This window comes from bacterium (genome assembly GCA_027622355.1).
GTDB lineage: Bacteria > UBA8248 > UBA8248 > UBA8248 > UBA8248 > JAQBZT01.
Map to the genome: position 1 here is coordinate 1 of JAQBZT010000006.1, position 25,947 is coordinate 25,947.

Below are 25,947 nucleotides of genomic sequence, written 5' to 3' on the forward strand. Positions count from 1 at the left end.
TGCGCGCGGCGGTAGCCTTCCCCTCAATTCTCATTTCCGAGGCAATCTATGTGCCATGCACGGCGCAGCCAAAAAAGACTGGCTAACACTTTCACAAAAAAAGGATTACCAGATTCTATTATCATGTTTTTTTTGACGAAGTCCAGAAGGACGGGACAATTCGCCCCATTTTTGCCGTCTGAATATATGATTAATGCAAACAAGCAGAACAGAAAAGGGGGAGAAATACATTTCCCGTGGGCCTTAAATGATGCCCTGGGCCTTTTCGACAAACATCCGGGCAACCTCGGGCCAGTCGTAGCGCAGCACGTGCGTGCGCCCCGCCCGGCCGAGCCGCGCGCGCAAATCCGCATCTTGCAGGAGCCGGATGAGGGCCGCAGAGAGCGCCTCCTCATCCCCGGGCGGGACGAGAAGCCCCGCCTCTCCATCCGGAACCACCTCGGGCACGGCGGTGGCCCGCACCGCTACAACGGGAAGCCCCGCCGCCATGGCCTCGAGAAAAACGATGCCGAAGCCCTCCTGCAGGCTCGGAAGGCAGAAAACATCGGCCTCGAAGTAGGCGCGGCGAACATCCGCCTCATCGGGGAGCTCTCCGAGAAATTTCACCGAATCGCCCAGGCCCAAATCGGCCGCCATCTCTTCGAGTCTGGCCGCCATCGGCCCGCCGCCCACGACACGCAAAAGAACATCCGGCACCGCGGCGCGCACCCGCGGCATCGCCTCGATGAGCGCCCGGGTATTCTTCCGCGGGTACTGCCGCCCCACCGAGAGAATCGCCGGACACGCATCCGCCCGCGGGGGCACAGATGCGGCCGCTTCCTCCCAGGCAGCCAGATCGATCCCCTCGGGCACGATCTCGATATTTCCGGGAGGAAGGTCATAGGCCGAGACCGCCGCCCGCTTGCAGTAATTGCTCGTCACAAACACGGCCCGCGCCTTCCGGGCGTTATAGCCTTCCATCCGCGCCAGAAAGGAAAGATGGGCCTTCACCCGCCCGGTCTCGAATTGCGCCTCCTCGGCGGCGATTCCTTTGAGGCACACGATGTAGGGCACATCCGGCCCGGGCCGGTAAAAGCACCCGTCGATATCGAAACCCGCCACCAGGTCGTACTGATCGGGGAGACCCTGGATTTCCAACTCCGCGTTGAACATGAGCCGCCGCAGGGAGAGGCTGCCGCCCCCGCGCGCGGGCCGGAGGAGATCCACCCGGTGGCCGGCCGCCTCGAGCGCGGCCGCGAGCCCGGAAATGCCTACCGCCGTGCCGCTCCCCCGGGCCGGATCGGCGGGCCAGGAATCGAGAAATGCGATATCCAACGATTCGTTCCGGCGGCTAGAGGAGCTGATCGGCCTTGGCGGCGAAGACAAAATCACTCTCCGTCAGGCCGTTGATCTTGTGCGTCCAGACGGTGATCTTCACCTTTCCCCACGCGAGATAGATGTCCGGATGGTGCCCTTGTTGCTCGGCCATCCCTCCGACCCCGTTGGTGAAGGCGAGCGCCTCGGCAAAGTTGCGAAACGAAAAATCCTTCTCCAGATGATGCGCATCCACCACGCGCCATTCGTTGCCGAGTTGACGCTGGAGGTCATCCAACTCTTTCCCCGCCAGGGGCGGAACACCTCCCTTGCAGGGCACACACTCTTTCGCGGCCAAATCGTTCATCGGCTATCCCTCCATGGCTGGATCCAAAATATCCCGGCCTCCATGTTCTCACGTCTGCGGCAGCCATGCTAAACTGCAACCGACCCGCAAACTCGAGTTCTTTGTCCGAAAAACCGGGAGCAAATCCGCCCCGGCAGGAGGCCCGTCATGCTTTTGCACGATCTGACATGGATGGAAGTGCGCGACATGCTTCCCCAAGAGCCTGTCATCATTCAACCCCTCGGCGCCACCGAGCAGCACGGCCCCCACCTGCCGGTTCAGGTCGATATCGCGAGCGCATACGAAGTGGCGAAGGCGGCGGGGGAGCGGACCGGCTGCATCGTTGCCCCGCCTCTTCCCTTCGGGGCCTCCGAACCCTGGGAAAACTACCCCGGAACAATCAGTTTCACCTCGGAAACCTTCATGGCCTGCATCCGGGACATCGCCGATAGCCTGGTGCGGACCGGCTTCAAGAAAATTTTCTTCCTGAACGGGCACTACGTGAACCAGGCGCTTCTCCAAACCTCCATCGTGGACTGCATGGGCCGTTATGGCCGCGGGGGAGATATCATCTTCGCCTCGGCCACGTACTTTCTCATGAACCGCGAGCGGTGCAACGAAATCGGGGACAATTTCCGCGAAGGGCCGCATGCGAACGAGTTCGAGACGGCATTCATGATGCATCTGCGGCCGGACAAGGTGCATCTCGACCGCCTCGGCGACTGGAAGTACAAGCCCGAGTGGGTGACCTCCTACGAACTCGACGTGACGGCGGTCTCCCGTAAGCCGGACAGCCGGACGCACAATGGGGTGTACGGTGATCCGCGGCGGGCGACTCCGGAACGGGGAGCACAGTATTTCGAGGCCTGCGTCGAGAAGGTGGCCGAGGTCGTGGAGAACTTCAACCGGGAATTCTTCAAGATCTAGCCGCCCGGCACGATTTAGGCACCGGGCAGGAGCGGCGCCCGGCCGAAGACTCGGTTTTCCTTCAGATCCGCGAGCGCCCGCTCGGCCTCGGCCAGGGGGTAAGTGGCCGAGATGATCGGCTTCACCCTTCCGGCCCCCACCCACTCGGCCGCCTCGGCGAGCTCGGCGCGGTTCACATAGCGCGAGCCGGTCACCGTGATCTCATCGTGCACAAACCGGGTCGGGTCGGTGACGAAGACCGCCCCCGGCTGGAAGCCGACGACGATCAGGCGCCCGGCCGTCGAAAGCGCGGCGAGACTTCGGGGAATCGTCTCCTCCGTCCCGACAAACTCAAGCACCACCTCGGCCCCCTTGCCGTCCGTTTCCTCCAGGACGACTTCGCCGAAATCCGTCTTCCGGCTGTTGATGACGACATCCGCGCCCAGCTCTTTCGCACGCGCGAGCCGCGCATCGTCCACATCCACGGCAAACACACGGCCGCCGAAAACGCGGGCGATCTGCACGGCGTGAACCCCCCCCCCGCCACAGGCGCCGACGATGACAATGTCCTCGCCCGCTCTGAGGGCAGCCCTTGTCTTGATGGCCTTGAGCGGGGTAGCCACAGGACTCACGATGGCGGTGGCATCGGCGTAACCCACCCCATCCGGGATACGGACGAGGTTCCGCGCGGGCGCCCGGACATACTCGGCGTAGCCGCCGTCCACGTGAACGCCGAAATAGCCCCGGAAATCGCGGCAGAGCGTCTCCCGGCCCATCCGGCAGAACCGGCAGCGCCCGCAGGTGAGATAGGCGTGGACGATCACCCGATCGCCCTCGGCGAATCCCTCCACGCCCGGCCCGAGGGCGGCGATCTCCCCGGCAATCTCATGGCCGAGGATAAGGGGAATCTTGCCTCCGGCCCGGCCCGCCCGGATGGTCACATCGAACTGATCGGGCGCGCAGGCATGGACGCGGAGCACCACCTCGCCCATCCCCGGGGAAGGGTCGGGAACTTCCTCCAGCGAAAGCGCCCCGCCCCATTCGTGCAACACCATCGCCTTCATGGTTCAACCCTCCGATCAGGAAGCGGACGGCGCCGCCGCGCGCGGGTTCTCGCGGAGCCACCGCAAAAGCATCCGATCGCGTGCGCCGAGGATTTCATTCCGCCGCGCCTCGTCCCATTCGTAGAACCCCTTGCCTGCCTTTTGGCCCAGCGTACCGGCTTCGATCATCTTGTCCAGCAGCGGGGAGGGTTCGGCGCGGTGATCGAGGTGCGGCTGAATGTTCCGCTGGACATCGCGCATCACATCGATGCCGGAAAGGTCGGACACTTCCAGAATGCCCAGGATGGGCCAAAGCCGGCCCACCGAGCGCACAACGGTATCCACCGCCTCGGGCGTCGCATATCCCTTCTCGATGATGTTGTAGGCTTCCCGGCGCATCGCTGTTGTAAGCCGCACCCCGATGTGTCCTGGAACCTCTTTGCAAAGCACCGGCTCCTTCCCCACCAGACGGAGAAACGCCATCGTCGCTTCCACGACCTCCGGCGCCGTCCGTTCGCCGGGGCTGATCTCCACCACCGGAATCAGGGGAGGCGGGGTGTAGCTGTGGGTCGAGATGCACCGCTCCGGCCGCTGGGTCATCCTGGAGATATCGGTCATTTTCAAACCCGATGTCTCGCTCGCCAGAATGGCGTTTTCCGGAGCGAGGGAATCCATCTCGCGGAAAATCTCTTGCTTCACTTCCAGTTTTTCCGATACGGACTCCACGATGAAATCGGCCCCCTCGACAGCGGCTCTGAAGTCTGTCGTGGGTGCGATTCGCGCGAGCGTCTCCTCTGCCTCTTGGGGCGTCACGTATCCCTCATCGACAAAAATCTGGACACCCCTGCGAATACCCGCCATCGCCCGCTCGGAGCTCTCCGGCGTCCGGTTGTACATCGCCACCGGGTAGCCCGCCTGGGCAAATTGCTGCGCCACGCCGTGGCCAACGTAGCCGCCGCCCACAACCCCGATGCGTCGAATCTCCTGCGGCGTCATAGGGGCCTCTCCCGAAACCTCGAGAATTTCAAATGTTTCCGTTTCGAAATTCGACGGAATGTCCCGGCCATGCCATCGTGCGGAAAGAGCAAAACAAAATGCGGGAGAAAACACCCGGCCCCGGAGGGCACCGCCTGCCGGGACCGGGGGGATGCTTACCGGAACAGTTCCGCCGGAAGATCGTAAAGCAGCCGCGCGGCGCGGACGAGCAGAACGTCGTTCACCCCATCGGAGTGGAGGAAGCTCGCCGCATCGCGAAAGTATTTCTCCATCGGCAGATCCTTCATATAGCCATGGCCGCCGAACAGCTCCATTGCTTCCTTGGCCACGTCGAAGGCGGCTTGCGACGCGAACACCTTGGCCATGGGCGCCATGGAGTAGTCGTTCGCCTCCGCCGGATCGTCAATGTTCGCCGCCGCCCGGTAGAGATAGGCCCGCGCCGCGTCGAGACGCATCCGCATGCTCGCCAGCTTATGATGGGTCAGCTGGTGCAGCATCATCTGTTTCCCGCCGACAAATCGCTCCTTGGCGTGCTCCACGGCCGCTTCGTAGGCCGCCCGGGCGGTTCCCAGGACGGTGGCGCCCGCCTGGATGTTGCTCCCCTCCTCGGCCAGGAACTTGAGCACATCGGGCATGCCGCCGCCGCGCCTGCCGACCAGATTGTTCTCCGGGATGGTGCAGTCATCGAAGTGGAGGGCGCTGTTCCACACCAGGCGCTGGCCCATTTTGTTCTCGGTTTTTCCGATCGTAAAACCCGGGGCATCCTTCGTGATCAGAAAGGCGCTCACGCGCTCGTAGAAATCCGCATCCGGGTCCGTCACCGCAAAAACCAGATAGAGCTTGGAGAGTCCCGCGTTTGAGATGAAGATCTTCTGTCCGTTGATGACCCAGTTTCCCCCTTTCAGCTCCGCCCTGGTCTGGACAGTTTCTTTCCGCTCGATGGGGGGGATATAGTTCGAGCCGCCGGTGGGCTCGGTGATGCAGATAGAGAGCGCGCATTCGGGATCGTCCCGGAACATGGGGATGAACCGCTTTTTCTGCCCCTCGTTGCACAACTTCACGATGGCGCCCGAAATTTTCCAAATCTGATCGAGACAGACCGCGAATCCCAGGTCACCCGTCGCGATCTCCTCACCCACGACGCAGCGGGTGATAATGTCGGCCTCGATGCCGCCGTCTTCTTCGCTGAGCGCAATGGTTCGGAGACCGACCTTGTCCGCCGCACGGAGCAGATCCCAGGAGAAACCTTCCCGGGGATCGGGCTTCTGATCCAGTTCCGCCCGGACGGGCACAATCTCTTCCTGTACAAATTTTTTCGCCAAATCGCGAAGCATGATCTGCTGCTCGGTAAGCTTGAAGTCAACCACGACACACTCCCCCTCCACAATTTCGGCCCAGGTCCATCCCAAAAAATTCCGGAAACAAATACTTCTTAACGGATATTCTTACCATCTCCCAATTTGCCCATTGCGCGCAAGACCGCTTCGGGCGTTGCCGGGAGATCCTTCAGGCGCGCGCCCACCGCATCGTATATCGCATTGAGCACGGCCGGGGTCGTCGGATTGAGCGCGGGCTCGGCCACCCCCTTCGCGCCGAAAGGCCCGCTGGGCTCATCGGTTTCCACCAGAATCGGGCGAATAACATCGGGCGAATCGAGCGAGGTCGGGATCAGGTAATCCGCCAGATTGGGGTTTTTGACCATGCCCTCTTCCATCAGCACCTGTTCCATCATGCCGAAGCCATACCCCTGCAGGGTGCCGCCTTCGATCTGCCCTTCGACATTCATGGGGTTCACCGCCTTGCCGACATCGTGCGCCGCAACGAGCTGGAGCACATGGTATTCGCCCGTTTCCTCGTCCACTTCGACCTCGGCGACGTGGGTGGCGAACACATAGCAGTCGTAGGGCTTCCCCTGGCCCGTTGCCTTGTCGAGGTGGAGACCGGGGGGATTGTAGCTTCCCTCTCCCAGCAGCATCTGCCCGTCGCGGTGACACTTCAGCGCGACCTCGGCGAGGGGAATGGCACGCTCGGGAGCACTCCTGACGTACACCATTCCCTTTTCTATCCGCAGATCCGCCGGCTCCGCCTCGATGATCTCGGCCGCTTTCCGCAGGAGGATTTCCTTGATCTTCCCCACGGCGGCACGGACTGCGTTGCCGCCGATGTGGGTCACCCGGCTGGCCACCGAGCCCAGATCCAACGGGGCCACATCGGTATCTCCGCTGATAAGGTGAACGTTCTCTACAGGAACCCCGATCTCCTCGGCGGCGATCTGGCGGAGCGCCACATGGGCGCCCTGCCCCACATCGGCGCACCCGGTAATCACCGTCACCGTCGCATCCTCATTCATCCGGGCGAAAGCGGCGCTCGGGTTGGCTGTCGCCGTAAAACCGACCGGGTAGATCATGGCGGCAATCCCCCCCCCGGTGCGCCGGCCGCAGGGCGAGCGCCTTCCTCCTCCGATGCTCTCCCATTCGGCCGCACGGGCGGCGTGCTCCATCGTTTCCAGGAAGCCGAAACTTCGGATGACATCGCCGCTGTGGGCCGCATCCCCGAGACGCATGGCATTTATCTTCCGGAGCTCGAGTGGATCCATCTGGAGTTTTTTCGCGATTGCATCCATGTGCGACTCGCAGGCATAGGTGGTCTGCGTCACGCCGAACCCCCGGACCGCGCCCGCCACACCGTTGTTCGTATAGACCAGGCAGGCGTCAACCGATAAATTTTCGACGGGGTAGGGGCCGCAGGCCATCAAGGCCGCTTTGGAGGCGGTGGTTTCCCCGAAGGACAGATAAGCGCCCGTGTCCAAAATCAGGTTGATCTCGCGCGCCGTGATGAGACCCTCCGCCGTTACACCCGTCTTGAAGTCCATGATGATGGAGTGGCGGATGGTGGAGGCCGTGAATTCCTCCTCGCGCGACATCCGGAACTTCACGGGCCGCCCCGTCTTCAGAGAGCAGAGCGCCGCCAGAGGTTCCAGCATGATTTCATGCTTCCCGCCGAAACCGCCCCCCACCTTCTGGACGAGAACCCGAACCCGCGAGAGGGGAAGGCCCAGCACCCTCCCCAGGTTCATCCGTATGATGTAGGGCGTCTGGGTCGAAACATGAACCGTCAGCTTCCCTTTTTCATCCACTTCCGCCATGCAGATGTGCGGCTCGATGGCGGCGTGTTCCTGGGCGCGGGAGATGAATCTCTCCTCGACAATCAGGGAGGCCCGCCGGAAGCCCTCGTCCAAATTTCCGCGGCGCACCTTCCAGTCAAGAACGCGGTTTCCCGTCGGATGATTTTCGTGGACCCTGGGGGCCGCGGACTGGAGGGCGGCTTCGGGATCGCTCACCACCGGCAGGTCCTCATACTCCACCCGTATTTTCCGCACCGCTTCCTCGGCGGCCTCCCAACTCTCCGCGCAAAGCGCGGCAACCGGATCACCCGCATAGCGGACCTTGTCGGTGCACAGAACGGGTTGATCCTGAAGGCTGGGGCCGTAGGCATTGTTCGGAATATCTTTGCCGATGAGGATGCAGGCCACCCCGGGGTGCCGGGACGCGGCCCGGGTGTCCACGCGGCGGATGCGGGCGTGGGGCCGCCCCGCCCGGAGAACCGCACCGTACAAGAGTCCCGGCGGCGCGAGATCGTCCACATACAGTGCGCTGCCCGCGCTCAACTGTGCCCCGTCGGCACGCACTTCCCTTTTTCCAACTGATTGGAAGACCGTCGTATCCATCTTGCATTCTCCCTGGAGGGGACCGATCCTCTACGGAGATGTTGAAAGAATATTAAAAGGTCCTAAATTCTAATACATAAGGTAATGCCCCGGCGAGTAGATGACAATGCCGACGGGGCAAGAATCATTAATAATTGATTTTACTTCTGTTACCTCACTCTCCGCGGCTCGGCCGGCCACGGGAAGAAAGGATGGAGACCATGCGCGCCGTCATCGTGAAAAAACCCGAACATTTCTACCTCACGGAACTGCCGGAGCCCCAAATCGGCCCCGATGAAGTGCTGGTGCGTGTTCGGGCATGTACGTTCTGCGGCTCGGACATTCACCTTATCGAGGGAAAGCTTCCGGGGGTGATCTATCCGCTCGTGCCGGGCCATGAGTGGACGGGCGAGGTATTGAAAACCGGCGAGACGGTGGAGAAGTTTCAGCCCGGCGATCGCGTCGCCACCGAAAGCCACGCCAGCTGCGGGAGGTGCCGGAACTGTCGGCGGGGGGCTTATACAATCTGCGAAAACTACGGCCGCGTGCCCCTGCACCGGCAGATCGGAATGACGGCGAACGGCGGCTTCTCGCAATACTGCGCCGTCCCCGCCAAAGTGCTCCACCCGCTTCCCGACAACATGTCTTTCACCGAAGGGACCCTGCTCACCACGGCGGGCACCGCCGTTACAGGGCTCGAACGCGCGGGCGTCGAAACCGGCGACCGGGTGCTGATCTACGGCGCGGGGGCCATCGGTCTGCTCACGATGCAGTTCGCCCGGTTTCTCGGAGCGGGGGAAGTGTGCATGGTGGACACCCTTCCCGACCGGCTGGAGCTGGCCATTCGCCTCGGGGCGGACATCACCGTTCACGCCGGGGTGGAGAATGTGGACGATGTCCTCATGAAATTTGGATGGGAAGAGGGAGCGGATCTCGTGGTAGAAGCCGCCGGGGTCACTACCCTCCAGGCCGAGGCCATCGATCAGGTCAGGCGCGGCGGGCGCGTGCTGCTTTTGGGAATCGTCCCGCCGGGCGAAAGGGCCGTCGCCGCCTTGAACCGCCTGCCCCTCGATCAGATCACTCTTTACGGCGTCCGGGGCGAGGGGGACTATTCCGTCGCCCGGGCGATACGGGCTTATGAAACCGGCCGCATCGACAGCAGCCTGCTCATCACCCACCGGTTTCCGCTCGAGGATTTTGAAAAGGCCTTCAAAGTTTTCAGGGGCAGGGAAAGCGGAGCGCTCAAAGTGTCGATTGACTGCACCTGAACCCGTGCCGGGGGGCTGCTAGACGTCAGTTCTCCGCCGGGGCGTACGCCTTGACCGGATCGGCGTGAAAAGCAATCCGGCCGGCCGGCCCTTTCTCCAGCCGTGTCACCACCCGCCAGCCGCTCTCGTCGGCCACCGGGAAATCGATGCGGAAGTGGGCGCCGCGGCTCTCCCTGCGCTCAAGCGCGGCCGTCGCCAGAAGCCGGCCGAGCAGCGCCAGATTCCGCACCGAAATGGCGCTCTCGAGCTCCTGTCCCCTCGCCTTGTCCGATACGCGGGCCTCATCGGAAAGACGCATCCGGGGGATATCCTCCGCCTCGATCCGCGCGTACTCGCCGAGTGCCGTTCGGCAGTTCTCCTCATCCCGGATCGGACCGAGGCGCTCGTGGGCCAGCATCCGGCACCGGAGGCGGACATCGGCCTGAAGGGGGCCATCTTTCCGCTCCACAAGCTCCGAGAGCCAGGCCCGCTCATCGCCAGGGATTTCCACTGCCGGTGTTTCGCCCTTCGCGCCTTTGGCCGCCGCCGCAGCCGCCCGGCCCGCCCGGCGCCCGAACACCAGGGAGGCCGAGAGCGCCGAGCCCCCGATCCGGTTTCCGCCGTGGATGCCGCCTGCCGTCTCCCCCGCCGCCCAGAGGCCGGGAATGGGCGTCCGCCCCTCGGTGTCCACCCGCAGCCCCCCGAGCCAGGTGTGGCTCCCCGGGGCCACCTCCAATGGCGTTTTCGTGATGTCGATGCCCCGCGAGAGACAGGTCTTGTAGACGTGGGGAATCTGCTCCTGAATCACCTCCAGCGGCACCTGGGTGGCGTCCATGAAGATGCCGCCGGTGGCGCCCGCCCGCCCGGCATGAATTTCCTTCGCCATGGCGAGGATGACTTCGCTCCGGGTGCTCTTCTCGGCCGTATCCGGGAAATAGCGTTTCAGAAACGCCTCCCCTTCCCGATTGCGGAAGATGGCGCCTGCGTTGATGAAGCCGGTCGGATGCGGGGCGAAGCCGAAGAGCTCCTCCGGGGAGCAGCACATGGCCTGGAAATCGATCATCTCGATCCCGAGGAGCGGCGCGCCCGCCCGGAACCCCAGGACGTATCCGTCCCCGGTAACCTGGGGCGGATTGTCGTTCACATAGAAAAGTCCGCTCCCGCCCCCCGTGCAGAGGATCACCTCGCGCGCCGCATAGCGTAGAAACACCCCGCGGGAGTAATCCACTCCCCAGGCCCCAACAACGCTCCCTTCATGGGTGATCAGATCGAGAATCGCCGTATGGGGATGCTGCGCGATCCGGGCGTCGGCGCGCAGCTTCTTCGAAAGCGTCTTGGTCAGCATGTTCCCGGTCGTGTCGTGGTGGTGCACCGCGCGGGGATGGGAGTGGCTCGGGAACATCTTGAGGTTCAAATCGCCATTATCGTCCGTGATGAACTCCGCCCCCCAGGCACGCAGATCGTTCACCACCTCGACGATGCCGTAGACCCACGTGCGCGCGAGTTCGGGGTCGATCAGCTCTCCGCCGTACTTCAGGATGTCTCGAAGGTGGTTTTCGGGGGAATCTCCCTTCCCCATCGCCGCCGCGAATCCGCCCCGGGCCACAGTCGTCGTCCCGCTCGTCGCCCTTCCCTTCGTCGCCTGGATGACGCGGACCCCGGCATGGGCGCACGCGAAGGCGGCCATCGTCCCCGCCGCGCCGCCCCCGACGATGAGGACATCGGTCTCGTGATGTTCAGCCGGTATTTCGGGCATGCATCATCTCCAGAAAAGCGCCCACACACGCATCGGCAAATGCGGGATCGTTGATGTGAAAGTCCAGCTCATCCATCTTCCCCTTTTTCAGATGGGTGCGAAGGGAGCGGGCAAACGCGGCATCGGTCTCAGGCTGATCCCAGCGGCCGATCTCCCGCCCCTGCAGATCGTACGTCGCGCGCCGGGTGTGCTCGCTGAAGCCTTTTTTCGGGATCAGGACGGCCACGGGCCCTGCCGCCCGGTTCAGGCGCTCGGCGAACATCAGCCCCAGCGCTTCATACTCTTCGGCGTTGGTGCGCATGAGCATGTTCTGGGCGTTGTACTGGAAAAACTCCCGATCGCGGAAACGCTCCGGGACATCGCCCATCCAGAAATTCGCATGATCGAGCGCCCCCGGCACCACCACCTGGGGCAGGCCCCGCTCCCCGGCGGCGGTCAGGCGCCCCTCCCCGGCGCTGTAGACGCCATCCACCAGCACATCGGTCAGCTCAGAGGTGGTGATGTCCACCACCCCCGCCAGCTCGCCCAGCCCGGCCAGGGCCTCGAGCGCGCGCCCGCCGGGGCCCGAGGCGTGAAACAAAATGGTCTCGTAGCCCGCCTCCTGCAGGCGCGATTCGACGCGGCCCACGCAGCCCATCGTCCCCCCGAAAGAAGATATCCCCACGAGCGGGGCGCGCTTCCGATCCGCGGGGCGCTCTGCCCATCCTTCCGCCATGGCCGAAACCGCGCGGGCGGCGTTTTCCATCACGGCCTCGGTGATCCGGTTCAGCGAGAGATCCCCGATGGAAGGGAACATGACGATATCGCTCGAGCCGACATACCACTGAACCGCCCCGGTGGCCGCCACGGCGCTCACCATTACTTTGGGAAAGAGCAGCGGCAGTGCCCGCATGATCCCGCAGGCCATCGAGGAGCCGTTCGCTCCGCCGATGCCGATGACGCCGAATACATCTTTTTTCTCGACAACCGCCTCCCTCAAAAGCGAGACACCCCCCGCCGTCATGACGTCGGAGGCTTGCCCCCGATCCATGTCCGCCAGCTCTTCCCAGGCGCGGCCGGCCCGCCCGCAGACCGCACGGCCGGTGACATCCGCCCCCGCCGTCCCGTGGGGCCGGCAGGAGAGGTCCACCACCCAGGGCGCGGCGCCCGCCTGCCGAATGGCATCGCACAGAAAGCGGCCCTCGGCCGCCTTGCTGTCCAGCGTCACCAGCACCGCCACCTTCACCGCCTGCACGCACACACCCTCTTTTATTTTTTGATGCGAACGGCCTTGAACCCCTGCGTCGCCTCGGGAACAGATTTTTCGATGGGAAAGCGCTCCGCCGAGGAGCCGCCCACGTAGCCGTCGAAGCGGCCCTCGATTGAGAGAAGCTTTTCGAAATCGGCCGGGGTCTCAATCGCCCCGCCGTGACAGGTGTAAATCAGGTCCGTGTACTTCCCGGAGAGCGCGTCGAGAACACCGGCGGCGCGGGCGGCGGCATCTTTGAATCCCATCACGGTTTTCGACCCGATGGAACCGCCCGAACTGTTCCCGAAGTGAACGATGATGTTGTCCACCCCCGCCTCGGCCATCGCCAGGGCTTCTTCGGGGGTGGTGCAGAACGCCTTGGTGAACATCCCCTGGCGGCTGGCGTAGCCGAGCACCTCGACCTCGTTGGCGTAGCCCATGCCGGTCTCTTCCAGGTCCTTCCGGAAATTTCCGTCCACCAGGGCGAGGGTCGGGCAGTTCATCACACCGTCGAAACCGGCATCCTGCAGCCGGTCCACGAAGCGGAACATGTCGCGCGTGGGATCGGCGCCGAGGATGCCGGCCACCACGGGCACATCCTTCACCACGTTCAGGATGGAGCGCTCTCCCAGCTCGAGCGTGATGGCGTTGGCGTCCCCGATGGGGAGATACCCCGCCATCGAGCTCAGCCCCTGCATCCGGTAGTAGGCCAGATTGAACGTCGTCACAAGATCGGCGCCGCCGCGCGCGGCGAACTTGGCGGTGATCCCGCTCCCGCAGAGCGCGTCGTAGATCGCGCGGCCTTCCTCGCGCTCTTTCCGGAGCCGGGACACGACATGATCCTTGTTGAATCTGCCGGCCATCGCACATTCCTCCTGTCGTTGTTCGTCCTCGTGCGCCGCACGCCGGGGAGAAGGCGCAGCCGCGCACCTGCAGAGAGGGCCGATCCCAAGTTACCTGAGAGGACGCCAGAAGGAAACGGGGGAGCGGGTCAGTTCCCGGCAGAAACGGCGCTCCCGGAAAGCCGCAGATCGACATGGATTTCGGGGGCGTGCGTGAGGGTGTAGTGAACGCGGCAGCCCTGGGCCACCCGGAGAAGGGTTTCGCGACGATCTTCGGGGATATTGCCCCTCAACTCGAGGCGGAGCCGGATTTCGGAGATGCGCTCGGGTTTGGTGCCGCGGACGCCCTCGACCGAAATGGAAAACTTCTCGACTGGGATTTTCATGTTCTCGCAGAAGCCCAGAACCGTTCCCATCATGCAGGCGCCGATGCCGCTCAGGATCAGCTCGGTCGGGCGAAAGCCCCCGCTCTCGCGGCCATCCGCATAGATCTGGTCCACCACGAGGCGGTTTCCGCGGGCGGTGGCTTCGATCCGTTTGCCTTCCTGCCATTCGACCTGAACGGCGAGGACATCAGAACTCATGGCAACTCCCGGATGATGGAAAAACTTCAGCCACTCGCAATATACCCGATGCGCTCGAGAATGTCGCGGCGCACGTCGCTGAACTCGGGACTGATCCGGTAGCGCGGCAGGGAGAGATCCGCCTCGATCTCGTGGCTGATCCGGCCGGGGCAGTGCCCGAAATTTTCATTGAATTTCCTCTGAAATGGTCAGGAAATGGCGGGACCTATCGGCCACTCCAGCACGGTCACCCCGACGAACCAGGAGGGCTCCGGTTGATAGGACCAAAGCGCGGCGGCGGTGTTGCCGGCTGCCGCCGCCGCGGCGATCCAGTTGCGGATTTCGTTCGCACCGTTTCCACCGGCGTCGATCTTCTCCTGCGGCCACGCTGATAGCTGATCGGCGGCGGCGGCGCGAAGCAGATCGATGACCTCCATGTCCCACCTCTGATCGATGACCCCCATGCCCGGCGTCCCGATCCAGTGCGAGAGCGCACCCGTTCCCAGAACCGCCACCCGCCCGGCGCCATCATAGCGCTCTACCGCACGGCGGACGGCAACGCCAAGCTCGAACGCCCGCGCGGCCGGAGAGAGCGGCGGCGCGACCGTGTTCTGCAGAATGGGAACCAGGGGGATATCCGGATCGCCCATGAGGTGCATGGGGATGATGACGGAATGATCGAGATCGATGTCCTGGCAAAGCGCGGGATCAAAATGGCCCGCGAGGAGCGATCGGGCCAGATGAAACCCGAGCCGATCATCTCCCGGGTAGCCGCCTTCCAATTGGGGCAGATAAGGCTCGCTCGCGACCCTTTTGAAGCGCGAGCGGATGCCGATGGCAAGCGCCGGATGCCGATCCATGAACAGGGCGTGGAGATGATCGTTGCCGAACACCACCAAGGCCTCGGCGCCGCGCTCCCGAATGACCTGACCCATCCGCCGAAAGGCGGAAAAAGTATCTTCTTGTACTTCAGGGGACGGTTCACCCGCCCGCGTATAGAGGAGCGGGGTGTGGCTTGCCGCGAAGGCGGCAACAAGCTCAGCCATGGGTCCCCCCCGGCCGGATCGATTCGAGGAAGGAGAAACCCTCTAGCGCCTTCTCGAAATCCGCGTCGCTGATCTGGTTCCAGAACTGGAAGACGCGCAGTAGATACGGGTTCGCCCCCTTCATCCACAGCGTACGAATGTCGGCGCTCAACACCGCCTGGACTTCTTCCCGGGAAAGGCCGAATTCGCCCAGGAAACCCTCCGGATCTGCGTCGTAGCGTGCCCTGTTCTCAGGAAACTGCAGCACATGGATGAACTTGTTGAGATCGTACCTGGGCATCCCCACTCACCAGAACATTGCACCGAAACGGAGTCCTCTCCCGCAGAGGCGCCGCGCAATCGTGCAGAGGAAGAGACGATTATCGCAGAATCCACAATTTCCGGAAAACCAAAAGGACTTATGGCTTGGCGGCGGCGACTCCCACATTCGGGGCGGCGATCAGCCGGGCCGGTGCCTGGCGGAGGCTCAGCATGTACACGACCAGCGCCTGCAGATCTTTTTTTGGCAGATGTCCGTAGGGCGGCATCGTGGTTCCCGGAAAGAGCTTCGCCGGCAAGCGGAGATGTTCCTCATGCCATTTCGGGTCCTTGCGCCGGTCTCCCACCCAAGTGAGATCGGGGCCGACCATTCCACCCACCCCGTGAATCCGGTGGCACCCGATGCAGCCCGACTGGAGGTACAGCTGGCGGCCGCGCGCGACCAGGGGGGCATCTTTCAGATCCACGCCGCGGTGACAGCTTCCGCAGGAGGCCTGGGTGAAGGGCTTTTTCAGGAGCGGCTCCTCCCAGAACGGCACGTTTCCATGGGCGTCGGCCACAGTCGTCGCGCGCCCCTGCCCGCCGTGGCACACCGTGCATCCGAATTTTTCAAACGGGTGCGGCGGGATCTTCGGATGGCTGGTCAGCGGCTGCGGGGATTTGGAAAAACGCGGATCATCCACCGCCCGGTGGCACATCTGGCATCGATCCACTCGGGTGGGTTCTTCCACCACCGTTTGAATGTAAACAAACTCGGTCGGCGGAAGTTCTTTTTCTCCTTGTCCCGAAAGAAAAGCGCGAAGCTCGGAGGCATACTGGCGCTGGTAAGTGCGCCACTCCCGACCATAGTCCTGCCAGTAGGAGATGAAGAAAAGCAAGGCCGCGGCCAAACCGATGAGGGCAAAAGCCACGTGCCACCTCCGCAACCCGTTCTCTTCCAGCCTCTCTTTGGCGTTCATTTGTTCACCTTATAAGATTTCCAATGCGTGAGGCCGTTAGTGGCCTCCCCCCGAGCTCGCCCAGGGAAGCACAAAGGCCCAGTTGGCCCCCCGGAAAAAAGTACCGATGATGGTCAGTACCACGAGCGCCCCCAGATAAGCGGAGAAAAGCGCGACCGCCCCCAGCCGGCGCGAGCCCGTCCGGCGCACTACCGTGCTGGAAAATATCATCAACCCCACCAGAAGAACTGTGGCAGGATTGAACACATCCACCATCAACTGCGGCGACTCCGCCCAGAGGATCCGGATGCCGAACCAGGCGTTGGCCACCATGAGCACCGGGACTGAAACCGCACCGGAGAGCGCCGACTGCCAGGCCAGTCTTTTCTCGCGCCCCGATGATGTGAACCACACCCCCTCGCCCTGCGGCGAATAGTCAATGTAGGGGATGAGAATCAGGCCCAGGAGCGCCAGCCCCGGCACCACCACCCCGCCCATCAGCGCCGAGTAGCTCACCAGTTCCTGTAGCCCGAGGAAATACCAGGGCGCCTTCGATGGATTGGGCGGATGGGTGGGATTCGCAATCCCCTCCAGGGGCGCATCGAACAACAGGGAAACCAGCGTGATGACCGACAGCGTCGCCATAAAAATGACAAAGAGGCGGAAGATGAGATGCGGCCAGGCCGTCACCTCCTCCTCGGGCGCCTGGGCCTCGACCATGGGGGTCGTCCCCCGGGCCAGGGCCATCAGGCCGTAGGTCTTCCCGGTGTCCCACTTCCCGCTGTCGGCCGCCGTGGTCGGGCTTCCCGCGCCGCTGCCCTCCCGGGGCCGGGCCAGCCCGCCGTCCTTCCGGACGCGCCAGAGATGAACCGCCAGCACCAAAGAGAGGGCAATCGGTAAAATCGCCACGTGCAGCACGTAGAACCGCAGGAGCGCCCCCTGACCCACCTCCTGCCCGCCTAGCAACATGAAGCGAATCGTATCGCCCATCAGGGGCGGATAGGCGGCGATGCTCGAGCCGACCGTAATCGCCCAAAACGCGAGCTGATCCCAGGGAAGCAGATATCCCGTAAACGAGAGGAACATCGTCATCACCCAGAGGATCACCCCCAGCACCCAGTTGAACTCCCGCGGCGGCTTGTAGGAGCCCGTATAGAAAACCCGGCACATATGAATGAAGACCGCCGCCACCATCCCGTGCGCCGCCCAGCGGTGCATGTTCCGGAGGATGATCCCGTAGGAGACGACAAACTGCAGATCCTTCATGTCGTGATAGGCCCGGTCCACCGAAGGGACGTAATAGAACATCAAAAGGACGCCTGTGATTACAAGAATGAAAAACAGGAAAAGCGCGATCACACCCAAACCGAACGTCGCCGTAGGCCGGAGTGTGTGTACATTGACCCGCGCCGGCATGATGTGCAGGAAGAAATTGGTGACCACCGCCTGCATGCGATCGAGATCGTTGTCCGGGTAGCCATGGCGCATGACCGATCGCCAGGCCCGGGAAGAAGTCATCTTCTTGCGCCATCGGGACAGGGCACCCGGCTTCGGGGCTTTTGCCGCATCAACCATTTCGCTCACCGGCTCCTCTATGTCGGCGCGTTGCCGTTATGTGAATTCGCTCCGCCCTCAAACCTTGAAATATGTATCCGATGCGACGAGAGCTTGTGTGTCCACCTGCAGCCGCTCGTCGGGACTCATCGAAAGCCGGAAGAACGCTAATGGCCGCGGCGCAGGACCGGAAAGCACCCTTCCTTCGGTGTCGAACACGCTCCCGTGACACGGGCAAAGGCTGGTGGGGCCTTTCCCTCTTCTGCCGGAGGGTCCGAACGGCCCGATCGTGCACCGCAGGTGGGTGCAGACCGCCGACATGGCGCGAAAACCGAGCCGGCCGCGGAAGATGAAAAGGCGGCGCTCCTCATCGAAGGTGATCGCGTTGTCGGGATATTCTGCGGGCTTCCTGAGCTTGAAGGTGGTGGGGGTTTCGTAAAGCACATTCGGAAACAGATAGCGGATATTCGCCAATCCCGGACCAATAAGAGAAACCAGCGAAGCGATCCACCCGATGGACAAGAGGGAACGGCGCGAGAAACCACGCGATGCCTCCGGCCCGGCCGCCAGCGCTTCCTCCAGCTGATAGTCTCCATAGTCTTCAGCCACTTTTTCTCTCCCCTATCCTGAAAGCGGATTTTCCGCTTGCGGCCACGTTTCACCGAAAAAATACCGCTCCATGGTAACGGCGCCCGTGGGGCACCGCATGGCGCACAGGCTGCACCGGATACAAGCGGCCTCATCCTTCAGCATGGCCGCCCCGGCCGGGGTGCCGCCCTCCCCTTCCGCGCGCCGTATCTCCTCCAATCCCTCTCCGTAACGGAGGCGGGCCAGCGCCTCAAGTTCCGCTCCGCCGCTCAGCTGCCGGAGCGGCACGATGCGCAGGCAGGCCGAAGGGCACACATCCACGCAGCCGCCGCAAAGCACGCATTTGTCGCTGTCAAAAATCGTGTTGATCCCGCACTGGACGCACCGGGCGGCCTGCTGCCGGGCAGCATCTTCAGTGTAGCCGAGTTCGACCTCCGCAATGCCGATCCGCCGCTCCACGGGAAGCGTCAGCGGCTCCTCGCGCTCGAAGCGCCGGTAGCCCGGCAGGATGACGGGAAGGCCCATCTCGGGCTCGCCAATGCGCAAGAGCGTCTGGCGGTGCGGGTCAAGTTTCTTCCACATCCCGCCGCGGCGCTGCCCGTAGCTCTCGCCTGTAAGGTGTTCGTGTATCGAGCGCGCGGCGCGGTGGCCGTTCTCTACGGCCTCGATAAAGATGCGGGGCCCGAAGGCTACATCGCCCCCCGCATAAATGCCGGACGCCGTTGTGGCCAGCGTATCGGGGTCAATCTGAATCGTCCCGCGGGGGCTCACCTCAATTTTATCTTCCTCTCGAATCCACGACAGATCCGGCGCCTGCCCCACGGCCAGGATCACCGAATCGCACTCCATGACATCTTCGGAACCTTCTTCAAACTGCGGGTTGAACCTGCCCTCTTCATCAAAAACGCGGATAACGCGCAGCACTTCCAGGCCCCGGACTTTTCCGCCCTCGCCGAGCACCCGCTTGGGACCCCACCTGGGGTGGACCTCGATTCCCTCTTCCTGGGTGCCCTCAAGCTCCAATTCGCTCGCCGGCATCTCCTCCCAGGACTCCAGGCACACCAAGCGCACATTGCGCGCACCCATCCGGATGGCCTCGCGGGCCACGTCCATGGTCCCCGACATCGCGGCTGCGTCCGCTTCCATCTCCACCTCATAGCCTGCCTGAATCGCACGGGCCGCCGAACGGGCCGCATCCATGGCAACGTCCCCGCCGCCGACCACGACGACGCGCTCGCCGAGTTCCACCTTGAAGCCCAGATTCACGTTCAGCAGGAATTCGACTGCCCGGAAGACGCCATCGAGCTGAACACCCTCGATCCGAAGATCGCGGCTCTTGTGGGCGCCGATGGCGATGAAGACCGACTCGAAACCCTGGGCGCGTAAATCGGCGAGGGTAAAATCCCTTCCCAGCGCCTGATTCAGGCGGAGCTCGACACCCAGATCAAGCACACCTTGAATCTCGGCCTGCACCAGATCGCGCGGGAGACGGTACTCCGGCACGCCGAGCATCAACATGCCGCCGGGAACGCTCTGCGCCTCAAACACCGTGACGTCATATCCGAGAAGCTTGAGATCGTGCGCACAGGTCATGCCCGCAACGCCAGAGCCGACGACCGCCACCCGGCGGCCCTTGGTGCGCTCCTGGGCCGTTTCGCCCTTTTTCCGGAGATTCGCCAGGTCCCAAGGACCATGTCCCCCGGCCAAGGGCGGGCTCTGGAGTAGAAGCCGGAGCCCCTTGGGCTGGCCGAGCGGGCGCTTGGCCTCCGAGCCATACCGCTCGGTCAGAAAGCGCTTGAGCGAGCGGATCGCCACAGGGGCATCAATCGCCCCGCGGCGGCACGCCGCCTCGCAGGGAGCCGCACACACGCGGCCGCACACCGAGGCAAAAGGGTTGGGTTCACGGGCGATCCGGTAGGCCTCCTCGAACCGCCCTTCGGCAATTGCGCGGACATATCCCCGCGCGTCGGTATGGACGGGACATCCTGCGCGGCACTTCACCATGTCGGACCAATAGCTCTCGTCCGGTACCGTTACCTCAAAGCGCACGTCCTTGCCCATCGACTTCCTCTTCTACTTCGCCAAGGATCGAATATAGGCAATGACATTGCGAATGTCGGCGTCTTGAAGCGCACCGCCCCAGGGCGGCATGGTGGGGGCTTTCCCGACGGCCGGCCCGCCCAGTTTGGTGATCTTGAAGAGTTGCTCATCGGAGAGCGTCTTCATGTATGCCTTATCTGTATGATCGCGGGGCTTCGGATTCAGGGAACCCGCGGCGGGCCCGTCCCCTTTTCCGGTCAGGCCGTGGCAAGCGGCGCAAAACTGCTGGTACTTCGCCTTGCCGGCCGCCGCATCCGCCGCATCGGCTGGCAAGGCCGAAATCATCCAGGCGGCTACGGCCATCCCTCCAATCAGAATCAATCCTTTCCGCATCAGAAAATCTCCTTTCTGCAAGCATCGTTTCAAAAGACGGCAATTGCCGAATACGGGTCAATACTCTTCCAGCGAAAACCCCGTCAGAGAAAACCCCCGCACATTCGAATCCGGGGCTACCGTTCCGCTCCGCCAGGCTTTTGGCGCCATCCTATTGAGTTTCGCTTTCAATTTTTTTTTTGTCGAGTGCATCCACATCGAAGCCCTTCTGTACCAGGGCGCAGACCATATCGTTGAGCGTAGTGGTTTCCAAAAACCGTACAAGGCTTTTTTTGGTCGATTCCCATTTGTCGTGCAGCGGACAAACATTTTCCTCCGAGCACGACGCAAGACCGGCCAAACACTGAGAGAAAGGTTCCGCCCCTTCGATGCTCGCCACAATCGCCTTCAGCGTAACATCAGATGGGGATTGATTCAGAAAAAAACCTCCGCCGGGCCCCTTTCGCGAGACGAGTAAACCCGCCTTGGCGAGTTGCTGGAGGGTCTTCGCCACCGTGGGCGAAGAAAGGGATGTCATTTGGGAAATTTTCTGTACCGTATGCACCGTTCCGGAATCTTGCTGGGCAAGACGGGTGAGGATACAGACCGCATTCTCAACGGCTTTCGAATAAATATGCATCCGGCACCCTTGGTTTGCGTTTGGCAGTTTTTGTGTCCGCTACCTTGTTCTCACATCCGCCTTTCGTTTTCACCGCCAGAGCCGCCACCAGCCTTCCAACGGCATCTTGCACGATCGTGAAAGAACCTCGATGAGAGAACTAAATCTAAATATGAGGGGAGATGGAAGGAATATCAAGAGTAAAAGATTGTTTATTCTTTATTTGATCGGGGTAATTACACAACTCGTTTATATTCATTATATTGTGCCCATATCAAGTCTCTCTGTTTTTGCGGCCACCGCCACATACCCACAGCCATTACGATAAGCCGATGGAAAAACCAATGCCCCCACAGCCCGAAGGTCCAGCCCCGGAACACCCTGGGCCAACTGGCACCGACCGCAAATATCTTGAATCGGTTCACGGCCCGGGGTTCTGGACGCGGCGAATCCGACCCCCCGCCGCTTCTAGACTTTCTCCACCTGCACGGCGCAGACCTTGAATTCGGGAATCTTCCCCCACGGATCGAGCACATCCACGGTGAGAAGGTTCGCCGCCGCTTCCACATAGTGAAAAGGGATGAACACCTCCCCCGGCCGAACGCGGGGGGATTTACGGGCCGCGAGTTCAATCTCCCCCCGCCGGGAGCGCACCCGCACAAGGGCGCCGTCGCTGATCCTCTTCCGGCGGAGATCGGCCTCGTTTATTTCGACATAGGCCGCGGGCTCCGCCGCATCGAGGGCGCCCGCCCGGCGGGTCATCGCGCCGGTGTGCCAGTGATAGAGATTCCGCCCGGTGTTAAGGACGAAGGGATATTTCCGGTCGGGAAGCTCGTGCGGGGGCGCAAACGCCACCGGAACGAGCCGCCCACGCCCCGTCGGCGTCGGAAACCGTTCCTCAAAGAGAATCGCCGTGCCCGGATGATCGAGTGCGGGACAGGGCCAGCTCACGCCCCCCTTCTCCAGCCGCGCATAGGTCAGCCCCGCCATCTGCGGAGTGAGCTCTGCGATCTCGGCGAAAATTTCCTCGGGCGATGCGTAGTCCATCGGGTAGCCCATCCGCTCCGCCAGCTCGGCGATGATGCGCCAGTCCACGCGCGCCTGACCGGGCGGCTCGACCGCCTTTCTCCCAAGCTGCACCCGCCGATCGGTGTTGGTGTAGGTCCCCGTCTTCTCCGGAAACGCCGTAGCGGGGAGAATCACATCCGCGAAGGCGGCGGTTTCGGTCAGGAAAATATCCTGGACGGTGAGATGCGCCAGCCGGGCGAGCGCCTCGCGGGTCAGGTTGAGATTCGGATCGCTCATGGCGGGATTCTCGCCCATGATGTACATCCCGCGGATTTCGCCCGCATGGGCTGCGTGCATGACCTCCATCACCGTCAGGCCAGCCGCCGCATCGAGCGGCCGGCCCCACGCCCGCTCGAACTTCGCGCGCACTTCGGGCCGCGTCACATCCTGATAGCCGGGATAAACCATCGGGATCAGACCGACATCGGAGGCCCCCTGAACGTTGTTCTGCCCCCTGAGCGGATGGAGACCCGTGCCCGGCCTGCCGATCTGGCCGCAAATCAGGCAGAGCGCGATGAGCGCCCGGCAGTTGTCCGTCCCCGTCGTGTGCTGGGAGAGCCCCATCCCCCAGAAGCAGATGGAGCGCTCGGAGGCCGCATAGCGCCGGGCGGTCTCACGGATCAGCGCAGCGGGGACCCCCGTGATGCGGGCCACCCGCTCCGGCGAATACGCCTTCACCTCTTTTTGGAGTTCTCCGAATCCCTCGGTCCGCCTCTCCACAAACTCCCGGTCGTAGAGCCCCTCCTCGATGACCACGTGCAGGAGCCCGTTGAAGACGGCGACATCGGTTCCGGGGCGGAAGCGCAGATGGATGCTCGCGTGGCGGACGAGATCGATCCGCCGCGGATCGGCGACGGCGAGCGTCGCCCCCTTTTCCACCGCCTCCTTGATGAAGGTCGCCGCCACCGGATGATTTTCCGTGGTATTCGATCCTGCCACAAAGATGAAGTCCGCCTGCATCACATCAGAAAAGGGATTACTCACGGCGCCGCTGCCGATGGTCTCCATCAGCGCCGCCACCGAGCTGGCGTGGCACAGCCGCGTGCAGTGATCGACGTTGTTCGTTCCGAGTGCGGCGCGGATCAGCTTCTGGAACAGGTAGCACTCCTCGTTCGAGCATTTGGCCGAGCCGAAACCCGCGAGCGCGGAGGAGCCATGCGCATTTTTGATCTCCACGAGCGCCCCGGCGGTGCGCGAGAGCGCCTCCTCCCAGGTGCCCTCGCGGAAAAGGGAAAGCGGATTCGTGGGAAGCGCCGCCGTCTTGGGCGCGCCCTCTTTTCGGATCAGCGGAACGGTGAGCCTTCCTTCATGATGGGCGTAGTCGTATCCATACCGCCCCTTCACGCACAGGCGGCCCTGGTTGACGGTGTTCTCCGATCTCCCCTCCACAGCGACAATCCGGTTCCCCTTCACCTGATAGGTGATGGCGCAGCCGACGCCGCAGTAAGGGCAGAGCGAATCCACTTTCCGGCCGGATTTTTTCGTTTCGCTTTCAACGAGCGGCTTGTCCACAAGCGCCCCGGTCGGGCAGGCGGCCGCGCACTCCCCGCAGGAGACGCAGCTCGACGCCCCCATCGGGGCTTCGGCATCGAAGACGATGCGCGCCGCCGCCCCCTTCCCGGCCCTTCCGATAACGTGATTGCCCTGCACATCGGCGCACGCGCGGATGCACCTGTCGCAGAGGATGCAGGCGTTCAGGTCAACGGTGATGACCGAGGAAGAGATGTCCACCATCCCGGCGGAGGCCGTGCGAGCGCTTTCGTTCGCCGCGACGCCGAGGTCCCTCGCCAGCGCTTCGAGTTCACATCCCGGGCCTTCTGATTCGGCCGCGCAGGGGCTTGGATGATCCGCCATCAGCATCCGGACGAGCGCCCGCTGGGCACGCACAACCCGCGCGCCCTTCGTACTGACTTCCATCCCCGCCTCCACCGCGCGGCAGCAGGAGGGCGCGAGCACCCGGGCGCCCGCCACCTCGACCGCGCACACCCGGCAAACGCCGGCGGGCGAGAGGCCCGGCTGATAGCACAGCCGGGGAATCTCCCCCCCCTGCGCGGCGGCGGCCTCCCAGATGGTGTCGCCCTGCGCGGCGCGTACCTTCTTGCCGTCGAGGAGAAAAGAAATTTCGGGAATGTCTGGCATGGGCGTGCTCCCTATCCCTTCAGCTTCGCTGTGAGTTCATCGCGGAAATGCCGCAGGAGCGAGAGAAACGGCAGCGGTGCCGCCTGGCCGAGCCCGCAGATGGAGGTGTCCATCATGGCGGCGGACACGTCTTCCAGCTCGGCGAGTTCGCTCCGCGCGGCCCGGCCCTCGATCGCCCGCTTGAGAAAACCGGCGATCTGTTCCGTCCCCATCCGGCAGGGCACGCACTTGCCGCAGGATTCATCGCGGAAAAAGCGCAGCGCGCTCCAGGCCAGCGCCACCATGTCGGCCCCCTCGGGGATGGCGATGAGGGCGCCGCTCCCGAGCATGCTCCCCGCCGCGGCGAGGGCGTCGAAGTCATAGGGCGTCCCGGCGAGCGCGGCGGGGAGAAAGCCGCTGCTCGCCCCGCCCGGACAAAAGGCCTTCAGGCGGCTTCCCTCCTTCATCCCGCCGGCGGTTTTTTCGATCAGCTCCGAGACCGGGGTGCCCAGCTCCACCTCATACACTCCCGGGCGGGCGACCGCGCCGCTGATGCCGGCCATCTTGAATCCGGCGGCGCCGCCGCGGCCGAAGCCCCGGTACCATTCCGGCCCGTTTCGCAGGATGGCGGGTACGAGGGCGAAAGTTTCTACGTTGTTGATGAGGGTGGGCCGGCCGAACAGACCCGCCTCTACCGGAAAGGGGGGCTTGTCCCTCGGCTGGGCGCGCCTGTCCTCGAGCACTTCGAGCAGCGCGGTCTCCTCGCCGCAGATGTAGCCGCCCGGACTCACAAAAATCTGAATCTCCGGCAGTTTGCCCGCTCCCGTCAGCCCGCGCGCGCGGGCCGCGCGGATGGCGCGCTGAAGGGCGAGACGCTGGCGGCCATACTCGTGGCGGATGTAGATCAGCGCGGCCGCGGCCCCCACCGCCCAGGCGCCGATGAGGATGCCCTCCACGATCAGTTCCGGAAAACTGTCCATGAGCGCGCGGTCCTTGAAGGTACCGGGCTCGCTCTCATCGGCGTTGCAGATGAGAAATTTGTGCGGCCCCTTGGCCCGGCGGACCATCTCCCACTTCCGCCCGGCGGGAAACCCCGCGCCGCCCATTCCGCGCAGCCCGCTCTCGGTCAGGGCGGCGATCGCCTCCTCCGGTTTTCCTTCCTGCAAAAGGGCTTTCAGCACCAAAAACGCCTCACCCTTCCGGCGGTAGGGGAAAAGGCGCGATGCGGCTTCGATTTTGGGCGCACTCGATACGGGAGGGCGCTTTCCTCTTTTCGGCTGCCCGGCAATCGCCACAAGACGCTCCGCCGCCGCGCCGGTGTACACCTTCGCCCCTGCCGCTGCGGCAGGGGCCCTGTCGCAGCGGCCCAGACAGGCGCAGCCGGCGACCCGGACGTGACCGGACTTTTTTTGTGCTGCCT

General features: G+C 63.4%; 22 protein-coding genes. 2 read left to right on the forward strand and 20 right to left on the reverse strand.

Annotation, left to right across the window (positions count from 1 at the left end; all coding sequences use genetic code 11):
* Positions 1-243: 243 nt before the first annotated feature.
* Both O2807_00925 and O2807_00930 read right to left on the reverse strand, forming a co-directional pair.
* Positions 244-1,314 carry a glycosyltransferase family 4 protein gene (locus O2807_00925; GenBank protein MDA0999062.1) on the reverse strand — a complete coding sequence of 357 codons (1,071 nt, stop codon included), beginning with the start codon at positions 1,312-1,314 and terminating at the stop codon, positions 244-246.
* Between the two features lie 16 nt (positions 1,315-1,330).
* Positions 1,331-1,660, reverse strand: a complete 330-nt coding sequence (locus O2807_00930; protein ID MDA0999063.1) for a 4a-hydroxytetrahydrobiopterin dehydratase — start codon at positions 1,658-1,660, stop codon at positions 1,331-1,333.
* 147 nt (positions 1,661-1,807) lie between these two features.
* Here O2807_00930 and O2807_00935 point away from each other — a divergent pair, with 147 nt between their 5' ends.
* On the forward strand, positions 1,808-2,566 hold the full coding sequence (locus tag O2807_00935; protein MDA0999064.1) for a creatininase family protein: 759 nt from the start codon (positions 1,808-1,810) through the stop codon (positions 2,564-2,566).
* A gap of 14 nt (positions 2,567-2,580) precedes the next feature.
* Here O2807_00935 and O2807_00940 read toward each other — a convergent pair whose 3' ends face one another.
* The 4 genes from O2807_00940 to O2807_00955 all read right to left on the reverse strand — a co-directional run bounded on the left by O2807_00940 (position 2,581) and on the right by O2807_00955 (position 8,311).
* Positions 2,581-3,609: a zinc-binding dehydrogenase gene (locus O2807_00940; protein MDA0999065.1), complete on the reverse strand. Its 1,029-nt coding sequence runs from the start codon at positions 3,607-3,609 to the stop codon at positions 2,581-2,583.
* Between the two features lie 15 nt (positions 3,610-3,624).
* A complete protein-coding gene (locus O2807_00945) occupies positions 3,625-4,584 on the reverse strand; it encodes a 3-hydroxyacyl-CoA dehydrogenase family protein (GenBank protein ID MDA0999066.1) in 960 nt (319 codons plus the stop codon).
* 155 nt (positions 4,585-4,739) lie between these two features.
* Complete coding sequence (locus tag O2807_00950) at positions 4,740-5,951, reverse strand: acyl-CoA/acyl-ACP dehydrogenase (protein MDA0999067.1); 1,212 nt, start codon at positions 5,949-5,951, stop codon at positions 4,740-4,742.
* A gap of 65 nt (positions 5,952-6,016) precedes the next feature.
* On the reverse strand, positions 6,017-8,311 hold the full coding sequence (locus tag O2807_00955; protein MDA0999068.1) for a xanthine dehydrogenase family protein molybdopterin-binding subunit: 2,295 nt from the start codon (positions 8,309-8,311) through the stop codon (positions 6,017-6,019).
* A gap of 191 nt (positions 8,312-8,502) precedes the next feature.
* Here O2807_00955 and O2807_00960 point away from each other — a divergent pair, with 191 nt between their 5' ends.
* Entirely contained in the window at positions 8,503-9,558 is a 1,056-nt protein-coding gene (locus O2807_00960; protein MDA0999069.1) for an alcohol dehydrogenase catalytic domain-containing protein, read from the forward strand.
* A 25-nt stretch (positions 9,559-9,583) separates the two neighbouring features.
* Here O2807_00960 and O2807_00965 read toward each other — a convergent pair whose 3' ends face one another.
* From O2807_00965 to O2807_01030, 14 genes are all read right to left on the reverse strand, one after another.
* Complete coding sequence (locus O2807_00965) at positions 9,584-11,293, reverse strand: FAD-binding protein (protein MDA0999070.1); 1,710 nt, start codon at positions 11,291-11,293, stop codon at positions 9,584-9,586.
* A complete protein-coding gene (locus O2807_00970) occupies positions 11,274-12,527 on the reverse strand; it encodes a Tm-1-like ATP-binding domain-containing protein (GenBank protein MDA0999071.1) in 1,254 nt (417 codons plus the stop codon). The genes O2807_00965 and O2807_00970 overlap by 20 nt, the downstream gene beginning before the upstream one ends.
* 14 nt (positions 12,528-12,541) lie before the next feature.
* Entirely contained in the window at positions 12,542-13,384 is an 843-nt protein-coding gene (locus O2807_00975) for a phosphoenolpyruvate hydrolase family protein (GenBank protein MDA0999072.1), read from the reverse strand.
* Between the two features lie 128 nt (positions 13,385-13,512).
* The gene (locus O2807_00980) at positions 13,513-13,947 is read right to left on the reverse strand and encodes an OsmC family protein (protein MDA0999073.1); all 435 of its coding nucleotides are present in this window, start codon (positions 13,945-13,947) and stop codon (positions 13,513-13,515) included.
* A 188-nt stretch (positions 13,948-14,135) separates the two neighbouring features.
* A complete protein-coding gene (locus O2807_00985) occupies positions 14,136-14,972 on the reverse strand; it encodes a hypothetical protein (protein ID MDA0999074.1) in 837 nt (278 codons plus the stop codon).
* On the reverse strand, positions 14,965-15,252 hold the full coding sequence (locus tag O2807_00990; GenBank protein ID MDA0999075.1) for a hypothetical protein: 288 nt from the start codon (positions 15,250-15,252) through the stop codon (positions 14,965-14,967). Before O2807_00990 ends, O2807_00985 begins: the two co-directional genes overlap by 8 nt.
* A 118-nt stretch (positions 15,253-15,370) precedes the next feature.
* Positions 15,371-16,189 (reverse strand): c-type cytochrome, encoded by an 819-nt coding sequence (locus tag O2807_00995; GenBank protein MDA0999076.1) that lies wholly within the window; start codon positions 16,187-16,189, stop codon positions 15,371-15,373.
* Between the two features lie 36 nt (positions 16,190-16,225).
* On the reverse strand, positions 16,226-17,743 hold the full coding sequence (locus tag O2807_01000) for a cytochrome b N-terminal domain-containing protein (GenBank protein MDA0999077.1): 1,518 nt from the start codon (positions 17,741-17,743) through the stop codon (positions 16,226-16,228).
* Between the two features lie 57 nt (positions 17,744-17,800).
* Positions 17,801-18,331: a Rieske (2Fe-2S) protein gene (locus O2807_01005; GenBank protein ID MDA0999078.1), complete on the reverse strand. Its 531-nt coding sequence runs from the start codon at positions 18,329-18,331 to the stop codon at positions 17,801-17,803.
* A gap of 12 nt (positions 18,332-18,343) precedes the next feature.
* Positions 18,344-20,371 (reverse strand): FAD-dependent oxidoreductase, encoded by a 2,028-nt coding sequence (locus O2807_01010; GenBank protein MDA0999079.1) that lies wholly within the window; start codon positions 20,369-20,371, stop codon positions 18,344-18,346.
* Between the two features lie 12 nt (positions 20,372-20,383).
* Positions 20,384-20,743, reverse strand: a complete 360-nt coding sequence (locus tag O2807_01015; GenBank protein MDA0999080.1) for a cytochrome c — start codon at positions 20,741-20,743, stop codon at positions 20,384-20,386.
* 151 nt (positions 20,744-20,894) lie between these two features.
* The gene (locus tag O2807_01020; GenBank protein ID MDA0999081.1) at positions 20,895-21,362 is read right to left on the reverse strand and encodes an Rrf2 family transcriptional regulator; all 468 of its coding nucleotides are present in this window, start codon (positions 21,360-21,362) and stop codon (positions 20,895-20,897) included.
* Between the two features lie 447 nt (positions 21,363-21,809).
* A complete protein-coding gene (gene fdhF, locus O2807_01025) occupies positions 21,810-24,548 on the reverse strand; it encodes a formate dehydrogenase subunit alpha (GenBank protein ID MDA0999082.1) in 2,739 nt (912 codons plus the stop codon).
* Between the two features lie 11 nt (positions 24,549-24,559).
* Positions 24,560-25,947, reverse strand: a 1,388-nt coding sequence (locus tag O2807_01030) for an SLBB domain-containing protein (GenBank protein MDA0999083.1), incomplete at its 5' end; no start/stop codon positions are given.